The 17,581-nt window shown below is 72.9% G+C and carries 15 protein-coding genes and 2 pseudogenes; 6 read left to right on the top strand and 11 right to left on the bottom strand.

Annotation, left to right across the window (positions count from 1 at the left end):
- Positions 1-83: 83 nt before the first annotated feature.
- A complete protein-coding gene (locus tag AB0E67_RS07865; RefSeq protein ID WP_362022392.1) occupies positions 84-1,241 on the bottom strand; it encodes a hypothetical protein in 1,158 nt (385 codons plus the stop codon).
- The gene (locus AB0E67_RS07860) at positions 1,238-2,890 is read right to left on the bottom strand and encodes a hypothetical protein (RefSeq protein ID WP_362022391.1); all 1,653 of its coding nucleotides are present in this window, start codon (positions 2,888-2,890) and stop codon (positions 1,238-1,240) included. Before AB0E67_RS07860 ends, AB0E67_RS07865 begins: the two co-directional genes overlap by 4 nt.
- Before the next feature lie 246 nt (positions 2,891-3,136).
- Between AB0E67_RS07860 and AB0E67_RS07855 the strand changes: the two genes are divergently transcribed.
- Complete coding sequence (locus tag AB0E67_RS07855; protein ID WP_362022388.1) at positions 3,137-4,051, top strand: Gfo/Idh/MocA family oxidoreductase; 915 nt, start codon at positions 3,137-3,139, stop codon at positions 4,049-4,051.
- A 223-nt stretch (positions 4,052-4,274) separates the two neighbouring features.
- Here the strand turns inward: AB0E67_RS07855 and AB0E67_RS07850 are convergent, their stop codons facing one another.
- The gene (locus AB0E67_RS07850) at positions 4,275-4,634 is read right to left on the bottom strand and encodes an arsenate reductase family protein (protein ID WP_351524373.1); all 360 of its coding nucleotides are present in this window, start codon (positions 4,632-4,634) and stop codon (positions 4,275-4,277) included.
- Positions 4,635-4,753: 119 nt separating this feature from the next.
- Between AB0E67_RS07850 and AB0E67_RS07845 the strand changes: the two genes are divergently transcribed.
- Positions 4,754-5,023, top strand: a complete 270-nt coding sequence (locus tag AB0E67_RS07845; RefSeq protein ID WP_351524374.1) for a hypothetical protein — start codon at positions 4,754-4,756, stop codon at positions 5,021-5,023.
- Positions 5,024-5,305: 282 nt separating this feature from the next.
- Here AB0E67_RS07845 and glnA read toward each other — a convergent pair whose 3' ends face one another.
- Positions 5,306-6,715: a type I glutamate--ammonia ligase gene (gene glnA / locus AB0E67_RS07840; protein ID WP_362022386.1), complete on the bottom strand. Its 1,410-nt coding sequence runs from the start codon at positions 6,713-6,715 to the stop codon at positions 5,306-5,308.
- A gap of 227 nt (positions 6,716-6,942) precedes the next feature.
- Here glnA and AB0E67_RS07835 point away from each other — a divergent pair, with 227 nt between their 5' ends.
- Positions 6,943-7,410: an RDD family protein gene (locus AB0E67_RS07835; protein WP_362022383.1), complete on the top strand. Its 468-nt coding sequence runs from the start codon at positions 6,943-6,945 to the stop codon at positions 7,408-7,410.
- A 137-nt stretch (positions 7,411-7,547) separates the two neighbouring features.
- On the opposite strand, the gene AB0E67_RS07830 is transcribed toward AB0E67_RS07835, so the two are convergent.
- The 4 genes from AB0E67_RS07830 to lipB form a co-directional block, all read right to left on the bottom strand.
- Complete coding sequence (locus tag AB0E67_RS07830; RefSeq protein ID WP_362022380.1) at positions 7,548-8,258, bottom strand: DUF4191 domain-containing protein; 711 nt, start codon at positions 8,256-8,258, stop codon at positions 7,548-7,550.
- A 19-nt stretch (positions 8,259-8,277) separates the two neighbouring features.
- Entirely contained in the window at positions 8,278-8,493 is a 216-nt protein-coding gene (locus tag AB0E67_RS07825) for a hypothetical protein (protein WP_351525322.1), read from the bottom strand.
- Positions 8,494-8,918: 425 nt separating this feature from the next.
- Positions 8,919-9,884: a lipoyl synthase gene (lipA, locus tag AB0E67_RS07820; RefSeq protein WP_351525321.1), complete on the bottom strand. Its 966-nt coding sequence runs from the start codon at positions 9,882-9,884 to the stop codon at positions 8,919-8,921.
- A 247-nt stretch (positions 9,885-10,131) separates the two neighbouring features.
- Positions 10,132-10,953: a lipoyl(octanoyl) transferase LipB gene (gene lipB / locus AB0E67_RS07815; RefSeq protein ID WP_362022377.1), complete on the bottom strand. Its 822-nt coding sequence runs from the start codon at positions 10,951-10,953 to the stop codon at positions 10,132-10,134.
- A gap of 272 nt (positions 10,954-11,225) precedes the next feature.
- Here lipB and AB0E67_RS07810 point away from each other — a divergent pair, with 272 nt between their 5' ends.
- Entirely contained in the window at positions 11,226-12,848 is a 1,623-nt protein-coding gene (locus AB0E67_RS07810) for a regulator (RefSeq protein WP_362022375.1), read from the top strand.
- A gap of 120 nt (positions 12,849-12,968) precedes the next feature.
- On the opposite strand, the gene AB0E67_RS07805 is transcribed toward AB0E67_RS07810, so the two are convergent.
- Positions 12,969-14,291: an NAD(P)/FAD-dependent oxidoreductase gene (locus AB0E67_RS07805; RefSeq protein ID WP_362022372.1), complete on the bottom strand. Its 1,323-nt coding sequence runs from the start codon at positions 14,289-14,291 to the stop codon at positions 12,969-12,971.
- Positions 14,292-14,733: 442 nt separating this feature from the next.
- Positions 14,734-15,633, bottom strand: coding sequence for a TIGR01777 family oxidoreductase (locus AB0E67_RS07800; RefSeq protein ID WP_362022369.1), 900 nt, complete (start codon positions 15,631-15,633; stop codon positions 14,734-14,736).
- Positions 15,634-15,892: 259 nt separating this feature from the next.
- Here AB0E67_RS07800 and AB0E67_RS07795 point away from each other — a divergent pair, with 259 nt between their 5' ends.
- Positions 15,893-16,420, top strand: a complete 528-nt coding sequence (locus AB0E67_RS07795; RefSeq protein ID WP_362022367.1) for an N-acetyltransferase — start codon at positions 15,893-15,895, stop codon at positions 16,418-16,420.
- Here AB0E67_RS07795 and AB0E67_RS07790 read toward each other — a convergent pair.
- A pseudogene (locus tag AB0E67_RS07790) lies at positions 16,378-17,008 on the bottom strand (TetR family transcriptional regulator); the annotation flags it as partial. The gene AB0E67_RS07795 and the pseudogene AB0E67_RS07790 sit on opposite strands and share 43 nt — an antisense overlap.
- On the opposite strand from AB0E67_RS07790, the pseudogene AB0E67_RS07785 reads away from it, so the two are divergent.
- Positions 16,993-17,562: pseudogene (locus AB0E67_RS07785) on the top strand (SDR family oxidoreductase); the annotation flags it as partial. The pseudogenes AB0E67_RS07790 and AB0E67_RS07785 overlap by 16 nt on opposite strands.
- Between the last annotated feature and the right edge of the window lie 19 nt (positions 17,563-17,581).

Below are 17,581 nucleotides of genomic sequence, written 5' to 3'. Positions count from 1 at the left end.
CGGTGTGACCGGGACAGTCGGGTGTTACCAGGAGGACGGGTGTGAACCCGTGTCAGCGGGGAAACGCGAGGGCGGACCCGGTGCTACCGAGGGATTCCGCCCGGCGCCCGGTGCCTGAGCAGCGACTCGAAACCGGCGGACCGGATCCGGCGCAGCAGCTCCTGCTCACTGGTGCCCAGGGCCGCCGCCGCGCCCGCGAGCCGCCAGTCCGCGGCGGCGAGCCGGTGCAGCAGATGGCCGCGCCTGATCTGCGCGTCCGACAGCCGGAACGTCTTCAGGTACGCCACCCGCCCCTTGTGATCGGTGATCGTCTCCCCGATGTGCCGGCCGTCCCCGTCGAGCCGGAACGGCGGCAGGAACCGCCACAGCGTGAACGACCCCATCCGGTACACCCGGTCGAAGGCGTACGACGTGTCCAGCAGCTCACGGGCGAACACCGTGTCGTGCGCCTCGGCCCAGGCCCGCTCCTGATCCCGTGCCGCCGCCCGCAGACCGGCGAGCGTCCGCAGATGCGGACCGTCGGCGATCCGCGCGGCGAACTCCGCCACCGGTCCGCCGTACAGCGCGTAGTGGTGGACCAGTTCCCCGTACATGTCCTGGACCAGCGAGCCGTGCAGCAGCCGGTAGTCGTCCGGATGCGGCACCACGAACGCCGCGGCGAGCGCGTCGGCCGCGTACACCATCACCCCGCACTGGCCGGGATGGATCTCGAAGGTCCGCAGCGCGTCACCGAGCCCGTGCACCGACCACCCCATGTACGCGCTCTCGGCGCGCGGCGAGAGCCCGTCGCGCAGCGCCTGGCGCGACCACTCCTCCCAGGCGACCGAGGGGCCCCCGAAGTGCAGGGCGAGATACCCCTCCAGGGCGAGGTGCAGCGGCAGGAACCGCAGCCGGTCGCCGGGCTGCCGCTTGGCCATCCGGTGATGACGGCCGCGCTGGAGCCGTACGGTCCGGGGCGGCCGGTCCCGCGACGCGTCGTCCGCTCCGGGACCGAGCTGCGTCCCGTACGCGGCGGTCTGTGCCCCCTCGCCGGACCAGTCGGCGACGAAGCCGTGCGGGATGTAGGAGATGTAGTGCGTGCGCGGACCGACGTCGACGACGCCGGCCGCGGAGCCCGCGTAGACCTCGCGGTGCAGCCGGAGCCCCTCGACGGGCTCCTCGCGGACGAGCGGCACCAGCCGGATGCCGCCCCACACCTGGGCGGGCCGGGTGACGAGCCCGGTCGGTTCGAGCCGGTTCACGACACGTCCCCCGTACGCCGGGCGCCGTCCGTCCCACGGGCGTCGGCGGCGGAACCGGCGACGGGGACAGGGGCAGGGACGGGGACAGGGACGGTCACGGGACGTCCTCCGACGAATCGTTCGACCCGGCGGTCCAGATAGGCGTACAGGGCGTCCGCCCCGCTGCGCCCCTCGGCGAACCGGGCGATCTCCACCAGCGCCGGCAGGTCCTCCCCGTCCCGGATGCCGGCCGTGGGCACCTCCCCGGCGAGCCGCCGCACATCAAAACCGTCCGCGTCGTACACGGGGTTCACGTGCACCACCGCCGTGCGCCGGTCCGGATCGAGCCGGGTCCGCCACACCCGCAGCACCTCGCCCGCGAGACCGGGCGGGGCGTTGTCCCAGCCGTCCGACACGATGACCAGCCGGTCGGGTCCGTGCTCCAGCGCGTCCAGCACACGGCTGCCCAGCGGCGTCGGCCCCCAGGGCCTGGCCAGCAGCGGATCGGTGCCGCCCGAGGTCCACAGCCCGGTGTACGCGCCCGGAGCGGACAGTGCCTCCAGCAGGAAGTGGCAGCCCAGCGCCACGGCGAGCGGGCGGCGCCGCGTCTCGCTCGACCCGGAGGACGAGTAACTGTCGTCCAGCACGCCCGCCACCTTCCCCCAGCTCCCGGCCTGCGGACCCGCCGCACGCCGGGCGGCGGCGCGCAGCGCACGCGTCAGCTCCACGCGGTGCGCCGACCGTACGTCGAAGCCGAGCGAGAGCACGTACAGCGCGAGCCGGGTCAGCGGCATCACCGTCAGATCGACGTCCACGGGCAGCGGGGCCTGCGCCGAGGGGCCGCGCCGCCCCGAGGCCCGCAGCCGTTCCACGCTCCGCAGCCGCTCCAGCCGGGTCATCCGCGGGATCATCCGCTCCAGGAACACCTCGCGCTTCATCCCGTGCCGGGCGGCGAATCCCTCGGCGACGGTGAACGGCAGTTCCGCGACGGCGCCCTGTTCGTAGTGGGCGCGCCGCCACGCGTCGAGCAACGGGTGCCGGTAGCGGGGCCGCCGGCCGGGCCGGAACAGGAAGTCCCCCACCTCACCGGCCTCGTCGTTCTCACCGGAGCCGGAGCCGGAGCCGGAGCCGGAGCCGGAGCCGAACCGGAAGTGTGCGTGGCGGGCGGCCGTCCTCAGACCGGTGCGGTACTTCACCGCGTCGTGCGCCGGATCCGGCCGGGCGGCCAGCCAGTCGCGCATGATCGCGCGGGTGCGCCGGTTGTTCACCCCGGCCGTGCGCAGCGCCCGGAACAGCTTGTAGACGCGCTGCGGCGGCAGCTTCGCCAGCCGGGCGGCGATCAGCCGCCCCTCGGCCCGCTTCTCCTCCGCCGTCGCCTCGGCGGAGGTCTCCAACAGCCCCTGGACGATGCGCACGGCGTTGTGGTCGTTGATGTCGAGGGCCAGCGCGGCGGCGTACACCCGGCGGTAGTTGATCCGTACGTACGCGTGGAGGAAGTCCAGCGAGAGCCGCTGCTGCTCGGCCGTCGAGCGGAACTCGCGCCGGCCGGTGGCGGTGATCGCCGCGTTTACGAAGAGGAGCACGTCCTCCGCCGCGACGAGGCCGGCGCCCGTGCCGGAGTCCCCGGCCGCGGCCAGGGACGCGGTCGTGCTCGTGTACGTGTCCGTCATGGTTCCCCCGTGGTGTCGCGCGCCACCGTACGCGGAAGCGGCGAGGCGCCGGCCGGGGAATGGGGGCGCGAACAGCGAAATCTTTGCTTCAGAGGCAAGTCCCGGAAGTCGCGGCCGGAGTCCCGCGGCCGGCCTCGCAAACGTAACCGGCGACCTCGCCCCGTGCCAACCGCGATACGGGTCCGGGCGGCACGCTCGGGGCGCCGCGGCACGGGTCCGGAACGGGGGACCGGGCAGACTTGCCCCATGACGACACATTCCCCGATTCCTCTGCGCGTCGGCCTCGTCGGCACGGGCCCCTGGGCCAGGAACACACAGGCACCCGCCCTCGCCGCCCACCCCGACGTGGTCCTGAGCGGCGTGTGGGGCCGCCGCCCCGAGGCGGCGGAGGCGCTGGCCGCCGCCCACGGGACCACGGCGTACAGCGACGAGACGGGCCTCGACGAGCTCTTCGCGGCCAGCGACGCCATCGCGTTCGCCGTGCCGCCGGACGTCCAGGCCCATCTCGCCGCCCGCGCCGCGGCGACCGGGCGCCACCTGCTGCTCGACAAGCCGGTCGCGACCAGCGTCGCGGGAGCCCGCGAGGTCGCCCGGGCCGTGGAACAGTCCGGGGTCGCTTCCGTCGTCTTCTGCACCCTGCGGTTCGCCCCCGCCACCGCCGCCTGGATCGACGAACAGGCGGCCGTGGACGACTGGTTCACCGCCCGCGCCCAATGGATCGGAGCGTTGTACGCCCCCGACACGGCCAACGAGTACGCGGCCTCGCCCTGGCGCCGCGAGAAGGGCGGACTGTGGGATGTCGGCCCGCACGTCCTGTCGGTCCTGATCCCGGTGCTGGGTGATGTGACCCGGCTGACCGCCGCCCGCGGCCGGGCCGACACCACGCACCTGATCCTCCGCCACACCTCCGGCGCCTCCAGCACGGTGACCCTGGCCCTGGGCGCGCCGGTGGGCGCGGTGGGCACCGAGATCGAGCTGCGCGGGGAACAGGGCGTCGTCACCCTGCCGCGATGGAGCGACGCGGTCGGCTCGTTCCGGGCGGCCGTCGACGCGCTCGTCGACTCGGCGCGCACGGGGGAGCCGCACCCGTGCGACGTACGGTTCGGGCTGCGCCTGACGGAACTGCTGGCCGAGGCGGAGGAACAGGCGGGGAAGCGGTAGGGGAGGGGCGCGGTACCGGGCGGGCGCGGGGGACGCCACAGCGGCGGCGGGGCCGCGGGCTGCCGGGCGCGGCAGGGGCAGGGGACGGGGGAAGCCGGGCGCGGCCACCGGCGCACCCGGCCCCGGTCAGTGCCCGGTGGCGCGCTGGTGCCCGAGACACTCGGCCAGGGCCGGCACCCGGCCAATGGCCTGGTGGCCCCCTCTCCTCAGCGCCTCATCCTCCTCAGCGCCCCAGGGCGTCCCGTACGGCCTCGTCCGTACGGGCCACGACGGCGGTCCCGTCGTCGGCCGTGATGATCGGCCGCTGGATCAGCTTCGGATGCCCGGCGAGCGCCGAGATCCACCGCTCCCGCGAACCGGCCTCGCGCGGCCACTCCTTGAGCCCGAGGTCCTTCGCCTCCGCCTCCTGCGTACGAGTGATGTCCCACGGCTCCAGCCCGAGCCGGTCCAGCACGTCCCGGATCTCGTCCGGCGACGGCACGTCCTCCAGGTAGCGGCGGACGGTGTACTCGGCACCTTCGGCGTCGAGCAGATTCACCGCGCTGCGGCACTTCGAACAGGCGGGATTGATCCAGATCTCCATGGTGCCAACGGTACGGGAGAAACCCTTCAAAGTGCCGCTGGCCAGGGCCGATTGTCAGTGGTGGGCCGTAAAATGGAGGGAGTTCGTGAGGGTTCCACGACCGTGCCAGGAGGATGCCCATGGCCGTTGCCGCAGTCACGACCGAGCAGTACCACAAGCCCTTGCGGAAGAAGCCGCTCCCCGCAGGACGGCCCCGCGAGTGGTACGTCACCCACAACCGCCGCCTGAAGGCGATGCGCCTGGCGATCGCCCTGCTCGACACGGGCGTCTACTATCCGTCGACCGCGACCGACCGCAGGATACGCGCCACCGCCGAGCGCATCGGTATCCACCCGCCGTCCGACACCACCTGCCGCATGGTCCGCTCCCTGATCCGCCACGGCCGCTGACGGACGTCCGCCGACCCGCCCGTCCGCCCATCCGCCCATCACCCGGAGCCCGCCCCCGTACCCCGGGGCGCGGGCTCCGGTCCGCACCGTCACCCGTCCGGCGAACAGCGGACTCTCACGTGGATCACCCTGCCGCCGCACACAGCGCCTCGACAAGGCAGCGAGGGCCGCCACCCCGGCCATGGGGTAGCGGCCCTCGCCGGAGCTTCCGGCAAATCTGTCGATCGGCCCGGCGGTCACAGCGGGTGCTGCGCCCCCCGCGCAAGCCGCCCGGCTCGCTTCTTACAGGTCGAAGTACAGCTCGAACTCGTGCGGGTGGGGGCGCAGCTGGATCGGGGCGATCTCGTTGGTGCGCTTGTAGTCGATCCAGGTCTCGATCAGGTCGGCCGTGAAGACGCCGCCGGCCAGGAGGTACTCGTTGTCCGCCTCCAGCGCGTCCAGGACGGCCGGGAGGGAGGTCGGGACCTGCTGGACGTTCGCGTGCTCCTCGGGGGCCAGCTCGTAGAGGTCCTTGTCGATCGGCTCGGCGGGCTCGATCTTGTTCTTGATGCCGTCGAGACCGGCCATCAGCAGCGCGGAGAAGGCGAGGTACGGGTTCGACGACGGGTCCGGGGCGCGGAACTCGACGCGCTTGGCCTTCGCGTTGGCGCCGGTGATCGGGATACGCATCGCGGCGGAGCGGTTGCGCTGCGAGTACACCAGGTTGACCGGGGCCTCGAAGCCGGGGACCAGGCGGTGGTAGGAGTTCACCGTCGGGTTGGTGAACGCCAGCAGCGACGGGGCGTGCTGCAGGATGCCACCGATGTAGTAGCGGGCCATGTCCGAGAGGCCCGCGTAGCCCTGCTCGTCGTAGAAGAGCGGCTGGCCGCCGGCCCACAGGGACTGGTGGACGTGCATGCCGGAGCCGTTGTCGCCGAAGATCGGCTTCGGCATGAAGGTCGCGGTCTTGTTGTTGCGCCAGGCGACGTTCTTCACGATGTACTTGAAGAGCATCAGGTCGTCGGCGGCGGCGAGCAGCGTGTTGAACTTGTAGTTGATCTCGGCCTGGCCGGCGGTGCCGACCTCGTGGTGCTGGCGCTCGATCTCCAGGCCGCTCTTCTCCAGCTCCAGGGACATCTCCGCACGCAGGTCGGCGAAGTGGTCGACCGGCGGGACCGGGAAGTAGCCGCCCTTGTAGCGGACCTTGTAACCCCGGTTGTTCTCCAGCGCGCCGGTGTTCCAGGCGCCGGCCTCGGAGTCGATGTGGTAGAAGCTCTCGTTCGACGACGTCTGGAAGCGGACGCTGTCGAAGACGTAGAACTCGGCCTCGGGTCCGAAGAACGCGGTGTCGGCGATGCCGGTGGAGGCCAGGTACGCCTCGGCCTTCTTGGCCACGTTCCGGGGGTCGCGGCTGTACTGCTCGCCCGTGATCGGGTCGTGGATGAAGAAGTTGATGTTGACGGTCTTGTCACGGCGGAACGGGTCGACACGGGCGGTCGACAGGTCCGCGCGCAGCGCCATGTCGGACTCGTGGATGGCCTGGAAGCCGCGGATCGACGAGCCGTCGAAGGCGAGGTCGTCGGCCGGGTCGAAGGTCGCCGCCGGGACCGTGACGTGCTGCATCACTCCGGGCAGGTCGCAGAACCGGACGTCGATGAACTTGACGTCATTGTCCGCGATGTACTTCTTCGCGTCGTCGGCGTTCTGGAACATCCAACTCCTCCTACTCCCGGCCCGGGAGGGACGGGGTTGTAGCCCATCGTGCGGCCAGTGCGGTGGCACGCGCTGGTCCCGACCATAGGCAGACCGGATTTCTCAATCATGACCCATTTGTTTCGCAGAAGTTAACCGGGCCGGGTGCGGGCGGTGCCTCTCGCCTGTTCGGCAGGTGCGCGGACCCGCCCGGCCGGGGCCGCGGGCGGGCGCAGTACCGTGGTCGAGTGGACAAGAGGCAAGTAATCGGATCGTGGCTCTCCGGGCCGCGCGCGGCGGCCGAGGAGATGGGGGTCGACTTCGGCTACCGGGGCAAGCGGCTCGGACTGCCGGAGGACGGGCCGGGGTCCGTGGCGCCGCTCGGCCGCCGCTTCGGCGCCCTCTTCATCGACTGGGCCCTGTGCATGCTGATCGCGTACGGGCTGTTCGCCCGCGGTGACCAGCAGGCAGCCGGGAACTGGGCCCTCGGCGTCTTTTTCGTGCTGAGCGTGCTCACCGTGGGGACCATCGGCAGCACGCCCGGCAAGCGCGTCCTGGGCATCAGGGTCGTCGCCGAGAACGGCGGCCGGCTCGGCTTCGGGCGCGTCGTCGTCCGCAGCCTGCTGCTGTGCCTGGCCGTCCCCGCCCTGGTCTGGGACCGCGACGGGCGTGGTCTGCACGACCGCCTGTCCCGCGCGGTCCAGGTCCGTATCTGAGTCCGGGCCGTCGTCCGGGTTGTCCGGCGGCATGGGACGACCGGCAAGGGGACGACGGCACAGGACGACGGAAACGAGGGTGGGGCGGACCGAATCGGTCCGCCCCACCCTCGTTTCCGTTTCCGCCGCGTCGGGCGTCAGCGCATCTTCCCGCCGCCACGAGGCATCCGCATGCCCTTCGGCATCGGACCCTTCGGCAGCGGCATGTTGCTCATCAGATCGCCCATCGCGCGCAGCCGGTCGTTGGCGGTGGTCACCTGCGGGCCGGTGAGCACCCGCGGCAGCTTCAGCATCTTGGTGCGCACCTTCTTCAGCGGCACCTGGCCCTCGTCGTTGCCGACGATGATGTCGTGCACCGGCACGTCGATCAGGATGCGCGCCATCTTCTTCTTCTCGGCCGCGAGCAGCTGCTTCACCCGGTTCGGGTTGCCCTCGCCGACCAGCACGATGCCCGCCTTGCCGACGGCACGGTGGATGACGTCCTGGCTGCGGTTCATCGCGACCGCGGGGGTCGTGGTCCAGCCGCGGCCCACTCGTTCGAGCACCGCCGCCGCGGCACCCGGCTGCCCCTCCATCTGCCCGAAGGCCGCGCGCTCGGCACGCCGCCCGAAGACGATCGCCATCGCGAGGAGAGCCAGTACGAAGCCCAGAATGCCCAGGTAGACCGGGTGGTCGATCAGGAAGCCGACCCCGAGGAGGACACCGAAGGTGACGATTCCCACGCCCGCGACGACAAGACCGACCTTGGGATCGGTCCGCCGGGTCATCTTGTAGGTCAGGGCGATCTGCTTGAGCCGCCCCGTGTTCTCGGCGCTCTCCGCGCCTTCAGTGTTTGCCTTCCTCGCCATGCACAGAAGTTTACGTGGCTCAGGAACGGCGGTCGGCCGCGGCCTCCGGTACGTGCCCGGCCAGTACGTGCTCGGTCTCCACACGGTCCTCGGCCCGGCGGCGGTCCTCCAGGACGGCGGTCCAGGCGTTGCGGCGGGCGGTGCGCTGGCCGCCGCTCAGCAGCAGCGACTCGACGGCGCGAAGGGCATGGGTGACGGAAGGGAGGGCGGTGGCGCGTACCGGCACGGCCTGCATCGTGGAGATCTCCTCGGAGCGGATGTGCGGACCGGATCGTGCGGACGAGCCGCGCGTACCCGGCTGCCCGGAACGGACGGCCCGGGGCGGACTGCTCCGGACCGCGTTGCGCGAAGTGAGCGGGGAAGCGGGTGGGTGGGCGGTGGCGTGGGTGCGGGGAACGGGACGGCGACAGCGGCGCGGGGTGCCGCCGCGGCGTGACCGCCCGGCGTCACCGTGCCGCGACCACCTGTGTCACCACGCCGTGAGCACCCAGCGTCGCTGCCCGGTGTGACCAGCGTATGACCGGTCGGTCACACACCAATGAAACCTTGATCCGGACGCGGCGCACGCCGAAGCGGCCCATATGCGCCTTCGACCTGCGAGGAGCGCACGGGGCCGCTTCGGACCGGTGACGACCGGAGGGTATTCGCCTGTGGGCGGATTCACACGGTGGGAGCCGTGGTGGCGGCGCCGCGCCGTTCCATCGCCTGCTGGAAGAGCCGTCCCGCGCGGTACGAGGAACGGACCAGCGGCCCGGACATCACGCCGGAGTAGCCGATCGCGTCGGCCTCGTCCTTCAGCTCCACGAACTCCTGCGGCTTCACCCAGCGCTCGACCGGGTGGTGGCGCACGGACGGGCGCAGGTACTGCGTGATCGTGATGAGCTCGCACCCCGCCTCGTACAGGTCGCGCAGCGCCTCGCTGACCTCCTCGCGGGTCTCGCCCATGCCGAGGATCAGGTTGGACTTGGTCACCAGTCCGGCCTCACGGGCCCGCGTGATGACCTCCAGGGAACGCTCGTAACGGAAACCGGGGCGGATCCGCTTGAAGATCCGCGGCACGGTCTCGACGTTGTGCGCGAGCACCTCGGGGCGCGCGGAGAAGACCTCGGCGAGCTGCTCGGGCACCGCGTTGAAGTCGGGGATCAGCAGTTCGACCTTGGTGCGGCCGGCCTCCCGCTCCGCGGTCATCGCGTGGATCCGGCGCACGGTCTCCGCGTACAGCCAGGCACCGCCGTCCTCCAGGTCGTCGCGCGCGACGCCCGTGATGGTGGCGTAGTTCAGGTCCATCGCGACGACGGACTCACCGACCCTGCGCGGCTCGTCCCGGTCCAGCGCCTGCGGCTTGCCCGTGTCGATCTGGCAGAAGTCGCAGCGCCGGGTGCACTGGTCGCCACCGATGAGGAACGTGGCCTCGCGGTCCTCCCAGCACTCGAAGATGTTGGGGCAGCCGGCCTCCTGGCACACCGTGTGCAGACCCTCGCTCTTCACGAGCTTCTGCAACTGGTTGTACTCGGGGCCCATCTTCGCCCGGGTCTTGATCCACTCGGGCTTGCGCTCGATGGGGGTCTGGCTGTTCCGGACCTCCAGGCGCAGCATCTTGCGCCCGTCGGGTGCGACAGCGGACACTCCGGCACTCCCCTTTGCTTTCACTGCACTGGTTGCTTGGCTTGCTTCGGCATTGGATTCTTCGGCGGACACCAGGGTACGCCCGTGGTTCACACGGCTTTACGACTGGCCAACCTGTGGGCGACAGGCCCTATTCCCGGCGGGCCCGTCCCGTGCCCCCGTCGGCCGTCACCGGACCGCCTCCGGCCGGTCATCGGGCTCCGGCCGCAACGGGACCGCCTCGACCGTCACCGGACCGCCCCGGCCGTCAGGCCGTGGCCACGGCGTCCACGGCGTCCGTCGGGCGTTCGACGGCGCGCGGGGTGAGCTCCGCGTTCTCCAGGACGTCCTTGAGGTGCTTCTCGACGACCGGCAGCACCTCGGCGATCGTGATGTCGCGGCCCAGCTCGTACGCGAGCGAGGTGACGCCCGCGTCCCGGATGCCGCACGGCACGATGCGGTCGAACCAGGTGGTGTCGGGGTTCACGTTGAACGAGAAGCCGTGCATGGTCACGCCCTTGGCGACCCGGATGCCGATCGCGGCCAGCTTGCGGTCCTCGCGGCGCTGGCCCGCGTTGGACGGGGCGTACTCGGGCCCGTGCAGCCGCGCGTCGAACTCCTCGTCCGTCAGCCGCGGGTCGAAGTCGAGGGAGAGACCGCCGAACGCCGGGCGGTCCTCGACGGGGTCGCCCAGCACCCAGACCCCGCTGCGGCCCTCGACCCGGGTGGTCTCCAGACCGAACTCGGCGGCGGAACGGATCAGCGCCTCCTCCAGCCGGCGGACGTGCGCCACCACGTCCACGGGGCGGGGCAGCTTCTGGATCGGATAGCCGATGAGCTGGCCCGGACCGTGCCAGGTGATCTTGCCGCCCCGGTCCACGTCGATGACCGGGGTGCCGTCCAGTGGGCGCTCGCTGTCGGTCGTGCGCCGACCCGCCGTGTAGACGGGCGGGTGTTCCAGCATCAGGCAGGTGTCGGGGACGGCGTCCTCGAACCTGGCCGCGTGCACCTCGCGCTGCTTCTGCCAGGCCACCTGGTAGTCGACGGCCTCCTCGCCGAATCCCAGCCGGACGAACCGGAGCTCGGTCACGACAGATGCCTCCCTACTCGTGGTGGCGGGACCCGGGTATGCCCGGAGCCGCGTCACCAGCACTGAATCAGCCCCGAGCCACTGTACGTCCGGTGCCGGGGAGACGGACCGGCAGGTGGATTCCGCCGGCCCTCGTCAGCGCCGTCCTCAATCCTCACACGATCGGATGAAAGCGAAGCGAAGGCGGCTTTGGCCTGGGCGAAGGCCGCTAAATTCACGCCGTTCCATTAGGGCTGCCCGCCCGGCCCCGAAGGCAGGAGACCGTACAGCTGATGTCGGAACGACCTCCGCAGCGCACACCCAACCGCCGACTCGCCTCCCTCATCACCGAGGCCGGCTTCTCGCACGCCGGTCTGGCCCGCAGGGTGGACCAACTGGGTCTCGAGCACGGCCTCGACCTGCGGTACGACAAGACCTCCGTGACCCGCTGGTTGCGCGGTCAGCAGCCGCGCGGCACCACGCCGGCACTGATCGCCGAGGTCTTCACCCGGAGACTCGGCCGTCGGCTCTCCGCGCAGGACCTGGGCCTCGACGCGTGCGCTCCGGTCTACGCGGGCCTGGAGTTCGCCGCCACGCCCGCCGAGGCCGTCGACATCGTCAGCGGACTGTGGCGGAAGGACTCGGGCAGCCACGCCGAGCTGCGCAAGATCGCCTTCACTCCGGCCGGGCTCGTCGTGCCCAGTCGGGACTGGCTGATCGGCCGGGCCGACGAGTGGGTGGCGCGGGGGAGCGAGTCCGCCGCGCCGGTGCCGGGCGACGCGACCGGGAGCCGTACGCCCGGCGGGGTCCGGACGTCCGAGGGGGCCGGAGCACAGAGGGCGCGCGGGTCGCATGGGGCGCACTGGCCCGGCGGCATGCACGGCGGCCACGTCGGGACGCGAGGGCCGGGCCCGTCCCGGCCCGCCGGACCGTCCGCGCCGCCCGGGCCCCCCGTCGGTCCGCCCGGCGGCCCCGCCGTGCCCCGGCAGCGGCAGACCGAGCGGAGCCCCGGCCAGCGCGTCGGCGGCGGTGATGTCGCCGCCCTCCGATCGGTCGGCGAACTCTTCCGCACCCTCGACCACACCTACGGCGGCGGCCACGCCCGCCAGGCGCTCGTCCGCTACCTGGAGCACGAGACGGAGCCGATGCTGCGGGGCACGTACGGGGAGGCCACCGGGCGCCGGCTGTTCTCCGCCGCCGCCGATCTGACCCGGCTGGCGGGCTGGACCTCGTACGACATCGCGGCCCACGGCCTGGCCCAGCGGTACTTCGTCCAGGCGCTGCGGCTGGCCCAGGCCGCCGGGGACCGCGCGTACGGCAGCTACGTCCTGATCACCATGAGCCGGCAGGCGGTCTATCTCGGGCACGGCAGGGAAGCCGTGCAGCTGGCCCGGGTGGCGCAGCAGGGCATCGGTTCGTCGGCGCCGCCCGTCGTCCAGTCCCTGCTGCACGCCGTCGAGGCGCGTGGGCACGGGGTGCTCGGCGACGCCAGGTCCTGCACCGCCTCGCTGGCGCGGGCGGAACGCGCGCTGGAGGTCGCCCGCCCCGGGGACGAGGTCCCGCACTGGGCGCGGCACTTCGACGAGGCACAGCTCGCCGACGAGTTCGGGCACTGCCACCGCGACCTCCAGCAGCACCGCGCCGCGGCGCAGCACGCGGAGCGCTCCCTCGAACTGCGCGCGCCGCTGTACGCCCGCAGCCGGTTGTTCTGCCGGGTGGTGCTGGCCTGCGCCCGGCTCGGGCTCGGTGAGCTCGACCAGGCGTGCCTGCTGGGCGCCGAGGCCGCCCAGCAGGCGATGGAGATGCGGTCGGCACGGGCGACGGAGTACGTACGGGACTTCGAGCGCCGTCTGGAGCCGTACCGGGACGCGGCCGCGGTGCGCGGATACCGCGAACGGGTCGCCGCGCTGGGCTGAGGCGAGTCGCGCCGGGCACGGCACACCTCGCCGAGGTGACGGCGAGCGGTTCTCCGCCCCGGCCCGGCGCGGGCCACTCCGACCGGGTGTCACGCCGCTCCGGCGGCCCGGGCCGGGGCGTCATGCCGCTTCGGGAAGTGCCTCACCGCCTCCGTCGCCCTTTCCTCCGCGCCCCGGGCGCACGCCCAGGTCCGTGAGGATCGCCTCGGCCGCGCGACGCCCCGAGAGCAGGGCGCCCTGGACCGTGCTGGTGTCGCGGTGGTCGCCGCACACGTACAGCCCGGCGAGCAGCCGGACCGGGCGGCGCAGATCGTGGGGCGCGGGCATCGCCGGGACGGCTTCGGGGTCGTGATGGGCGGCCAGCAGCTCCCAGTCGTCGGTGGGGGTGCCGTACAGGACGGCGAGATGGGAACGGACCGCGCGGTCCAGGTCCGGCGGCGGGCTGCCGAGCACCGTCGAGCTGATCAGCGTCCGGCCGCGCGGGGCGCGCGCGGGGTCGACCGCGCTCATCACCGCCGTGTGCGCGACCGGACCCGAGCCGTCGGAGTCGAGCAGAAGTGAGGCACCGGTCTGCGGGGGAACCGGAGCGGTGTGATGAAGCACCGTCACCGGGTGGAAGGTGGGCACCCGCAGACCGGGCAGCAATGCGGCGGCGGCACCGGCGCCGGTCGCCAACAGCAGGGAACGGCAGCCGAGTTCGCCGTGGTCCCTGGTACGGACCGAGGTGATGTCGGCGGCCGTGACATGGACCCCCGTCCGTATCGTGCCGGGCGGCAGCGAGGCCGCGAGCAGCTCGGGCAGCCTGCCCGCACCGCCCGTCGGCACGCACAGCCGGCCGCGCGCGTAGTCGCGCAGGACGAGGTCGGCACAGCGGCTGGACGTGGTGAGTTCCGGGTCGCTCAGGAGCGCGGAGAGAAGCGGGCGCAGGAAGCCGTCGACCGTTCGGGAGGGCAGGCCCCGGTGGGACAGGGCGGCGAGCGCGGTCTGCTCGGGCCGGGCCAGGATGCGGGACGCCGGGGTGGCGGCGAGCCGGTTCAGGGCGGCACCCAGCCGGGCCTGGTCGATCGGCCCGCCCATCGGCGGCCGGGGAGAGCTCGCCAGGGCGCGCGCCGCCTTGAACGCGCCCCGCGCGCCCCGTGCGTCGCCGGTCCGGTACTGGCGGCCCTCGCTGTGGACGAGCAGCCCCGGTGCGAAGGGGCGCAGGGCGAGTCCTTCGAGGGCGGGCGTGAGGCGGAGCTCCGGGTACGCGGTGCTGAGCAGCGGTCCGAGGTGGTCGAGCAGGAAGCCGTCCGACTCGGTCGTGGTCATCCGGCCGCCGACCCGGTCGCTCGCCTCCAGAACGTTGACGCTCACTCCCGCGCTGGTCAGGCGGTGGGCGGCCGACAGGCCGGCGATGCCTGCCCCGATGATGACGACGTCCGCGTGATGTGCCGAGCTGAGCACGTGCCCTCCCCGAGTCGTCGCAACCGGTGGGGGCTCTTGCCCCCGACAGGCCCCCGGAACACCGGAGTTCGCAAGGAGGCTAGGAGGGCGGCCGGGACAGTCGCAGACGCGCGCACCCGGGGCACCGTTGCACGGGGTCGCGTGTCCGTCCGATTCGGTGGCGGGCGCGGACGGCCGCGCATCCGAGAGGCGCGACCGGTGTGCGCCGGTGCCCTTCGCGGTGCGCTGGGCGCGGCGCCACGAGGCGCGTTCGGCGTGGTGCGCGGTGGTGGCGTACCGCGCGTCCGGTCCCGGTGGGGGCGGTGTGCGCTCGTGTTCGGGCCGGTGCTGCATGCCGCGTTCGGCATGGCTCGGGCTGGTGTTGCGCGCCGTGTTCGGCATGGCTCGGACCGGTGTTCCGCGCCGCGTTCGGCGCGGTGTCGTACGGAGCGGCGCGGGCCGTTCAGCGCAGCGCCGCGCGGATCGCCGCGTCGATGCCGGGGAAGGCGAACGCGAAGCCCGAGTCCAGCAGCCGGCCGGGCAGTACCCGCTGGCTGGCCAGCACGTCCTCGGCGAAGTCGCCGAGGACCAGGCGCAGGGCCGGTGCCGGGGCGGTCAGCAGCGTGGGGCGGCGCAGTACCCGGCCCATGGCGGCGGTCACCTCGGCGTTGGTGACCGGGTCGGGGCCGGTGAGGTTCACCGGGCCCGACAGCGACTCCGTGTCCAGGATGTGCCGCAGCGCGGCGACCTCGTCGTGCAGGGCGATGAAGCTCCAGTACTGGCGCCCGTCGCCCAGCCGTCCGCCGAGCCCCGCCCGGAACAGCGGGAAGAGACGACCCCAGGCCCCGCCGGCCCGGCCCACGACCAGACCGGTGCGGGCGTGGACGGTCCGTACGCCCGCCTCCTGCGCGGCCGCCGTCGCCGCCTCCCACTCCACGCAGACGGACGGCAGGAACCCGGTGCCGGCCGGGGCGCTCTCGTCGACCGCCAGGTCCCCGGTGTCGCCGTAGTAGCCGATGGCCGACCCGGACACCAGCACCTTCGGCGGCACGTCCAGCGAGGCGAGGGCCTCGGCCACCGCCGTCGTCCCGTGCACCCGGCTGTCCCGGATCTCCCGCTTGTACGCCGGTGTCCAGCGGTGGTCGCCGACCCCGGCCCCGGCGAGGTGGACGACGGCGTCGCAGCCGACCAGGCCCGCCACGTCGACGTACCGGCGCTCGGGGCTCCACTCCACCTCGTCGCCGGCCCGCGCCGGGTGCCGCACCAGGCGGACGACCTCGTGTCCGTCGGCCCGCAGCGAGCGCACGAGCGCCGCTCCGATGAGTCCGGACGCTCCGCTGACGGCGATACGGGAGTGCAGCATGGCCCCATCCTGCCGCAGGGGTCCCCGAATGCCCCACCGGCCGGGCCGACCGGTAGGCAGAACGGCCCCCACCGGGCGACAGGGGGCCGCCACCCGCCGGTGAAAGCCGTCCCGCCGGCGGGCGGGGCCGGTCCCGTCGACGGACGAGGTGGGGCCGGTCCGCCTGCGAACAAGAGGCCGGTCCGCCTGCGAACAAGGGCCGGTCCGCCTGCGAACAAAGGAGCTGCCGACAGGTGGACGGCGTGGCACAGTGGCGCGCATGCAAGAGATCCACACACCTCCGGCCTGTTCCGTCCGCCCCGCGAACCTCTCCGACGACGACGTCCTCGGAGAACTCGACCGCGCCACCTGGTCGCCCCTGCACGCGGTGATGCCGAGGCCGCAGCCGCCCTACTCGCCCTTCTTCGACGACCGCCACCCGCCCGAGGACTTTCTCGTGGCCGAGGCGGAGAACGAGGAGGGGGAGACGGGGATCGCCGGGTACATCAGGGTCGTTCCGCCGACCCCGCTGCCCTGCAACTCCCACGTCCGCCAGATACAGGGCCTGGCCGTGGCCGACTGGGCGCGCGGCCGGGGCGTCGCCAGGACCCTGCTGCGGGCCGCGTGCGCGGCGGCGCGGGACGGGGGCGCCAAGCGGATGACGCTGCGGGTGCTCGGGCACAACGCGCCCGCGCGTGCCCTGTACGAGTCGGAGGGGTTCGTCGTCGAGGGCGTGCTGCGCGGCGAGTTCTTCCTCGACGGCCGTTATGTCGACGACGTCCTGATGGGGCGTTCGCTCGCCTCCTGACCCGCCCTCGGGTCCCCGGCTCGGTCGTCGAACAGTCGCATGCCGCCGATGAGCTCGTGCAGGCAGCGCACCGCGAGACCGGCGGGTGAGCCGGGCCCGCTCGTCGGCGCGTCCGTCAGCGCCCAGGATTCCAGCGCCACCCGCACCGCGTCCGTGGCGGCGGCCGCGGCCAGCCTCACCTCCAGCGGGTCCGCCCCCTCGCCCGCCAGCCGGGTCAGCACCGGCAGCAGCCGCTCCTCCGATTCCTGGTTGACCCGGTACCAGACGGCTCGCAGCGCCGGGTCGCCCGCCGCCGCCCGCAGCAGCCCGCGCGTCCGCTCCAGTTCCTCCACGGCCTGCGCGTCGGGCATCCGGAGCGCCTCGGTGACCGCCTTCTCCAGGGCCCGGGCGAACCCGTCCCCGGGATCGGCCGCTTCGAGCAGCGCCCGCCAGCGTTCCGCCGCCGCCGCACAGCAGCGGCCCGACCGCGTCCTGCTTGGAGCGGAAATACCGGTAGAACGTGCGCAGCGCGACCCCTGCCCGCAGCGCGATGTCCTCCGCCGTGGTGCCGTCGGGCCCCCGTTCGGCGAAGAGCGTCGCGGCGGCGCGCGTCGGGCGTCGCCTCCGCCCTGGAGGTCCTCGGCGGTCTCGACGTCCTCGTCAACGCGGCCGGGATCCTGCGGTCGGAGCACACGCACAAGACCTCGCTGGAACTCTTCAACAAGATCATCGCTGTGAACCTCACGGGCACGTTCCTGATGATCCGCGAGGCGATCCCGGCCCTGCTGGCGGGCGTCGAGCCGGTCGTCGTGAACTTCTCCTCCACCTCGGCGAGCTTCGCGCACCCCGACATGTCGGCCTACGCGGCGAGCAAGGGCGGTATCCAGTCGATGACGCACGCGCTGGCGAGCGAGTACAGCAGGCAAGGGCTCCGGGTCGTCGCCGTCGCCCCTGGTTCGATCTCCTCCGACATGACCGGCGGAACCGGCCCCGGGCTGCCCGGCGACGCCGACATGTCGCTCTTCGCGAAGCCGGCCCCGGCGCTCGGGCAGGGGTTCGCCAGTCCGGACACCGTCGCGGGGGTCGTCGCGATGCTCGGTTCCCGGGACGGGGCGTTCATCACGGGTACCGAGATCCGGATCCACGGAGGCACCCACTTCTGAACCGGAGGAAGCCGTCTCC

The sequence above is a fragment of the Streptomyces sp. NPDC032161 genome (genome assembly GCF_040636995.1).
Taxonomy (GTDB): Bacteria; Actinomycetota; Actinomycetes; order Streptomycetales; family Streptomycetaceae; genus Streptomyces.
Note: the sequence above shows the minus strand (reverse complement) of the source record. Positions and strands in the feature narration are given on the sequence as shown.

Bases quoted from the DNA above. Each gene is read 5' to 3' on its own strand.
- AB0E67_RS07860 (WP_362022391.1), bottom strand. From the start codon at position 2,890: ATGACGGACACGTACACGAGCACGACCGCGTCCCTGGCCGCGGCCGGG.
- AB0E67_RS07855 (WP_362022388.1), top strand. From the start codon at position 3,137: ATGACGACACATTCCCCGATTCCTCTGCGCGTCGGCCTCGTCGGCACG.
- AB0E67_RS07850 (WP_351524373.1), bottom strand. From the start codon at position 4,634: ATGGAGATCTGGATCAATCCCGCCTGTTCGAAGTGCCGCAGCGCGGTG.
- AB0E67_RS07845 (WP_351524374.1), top strand. From the start codon at position 4,754: ATGGCCGTTGCCGCAGTCACGACCGAGCAGTACCACAAGCCCTTGCGG.
- glnA (WP_362022386.1), bottom strand. From the start codon at position 6,715: ATGTTCCAGAACGCCGACGACGCGAAGAAGTACATCGCGGACAATGAC.
- AB0E67_RS07830 (WP_362022380.1), bottom strand. From the start codon at position 8,258: ATGGCGAGGAAGGCAAACACTGAAGGCGCGGAGAGCGCCGAGAACACG.
- AB0E67_RS07825 (WP_351525322.1), bottom strand. From the start codon at position 8,493: ATGCAGGCCGTGCCGGTACGCGCCACCGCCCTCCCTTCCGTCACCCAT.
- AB0E67_RS07810 (WP_362022375.1), top strand. From the start codon at position 11,226: ATGTCGGAACGACCTCCGCAGCGCACACCCAACCGCCGACTCGCCTCC.
- AB0E67_RS07800 (WP_362022369.1), bottom strand. From the start codon at position 15,633: ATGCTGCACTCCCGTATCGCCGTCAGCGGAGCGTCCGGACTCATCGGA.
- AB0E67_RS07795 (WP_362022367.1), top strand. From the start codon at position 15,893: ATGCAAGAGATCCACACACCTCCGGCCTGTTCCGTCCGCCCCGCGAAC.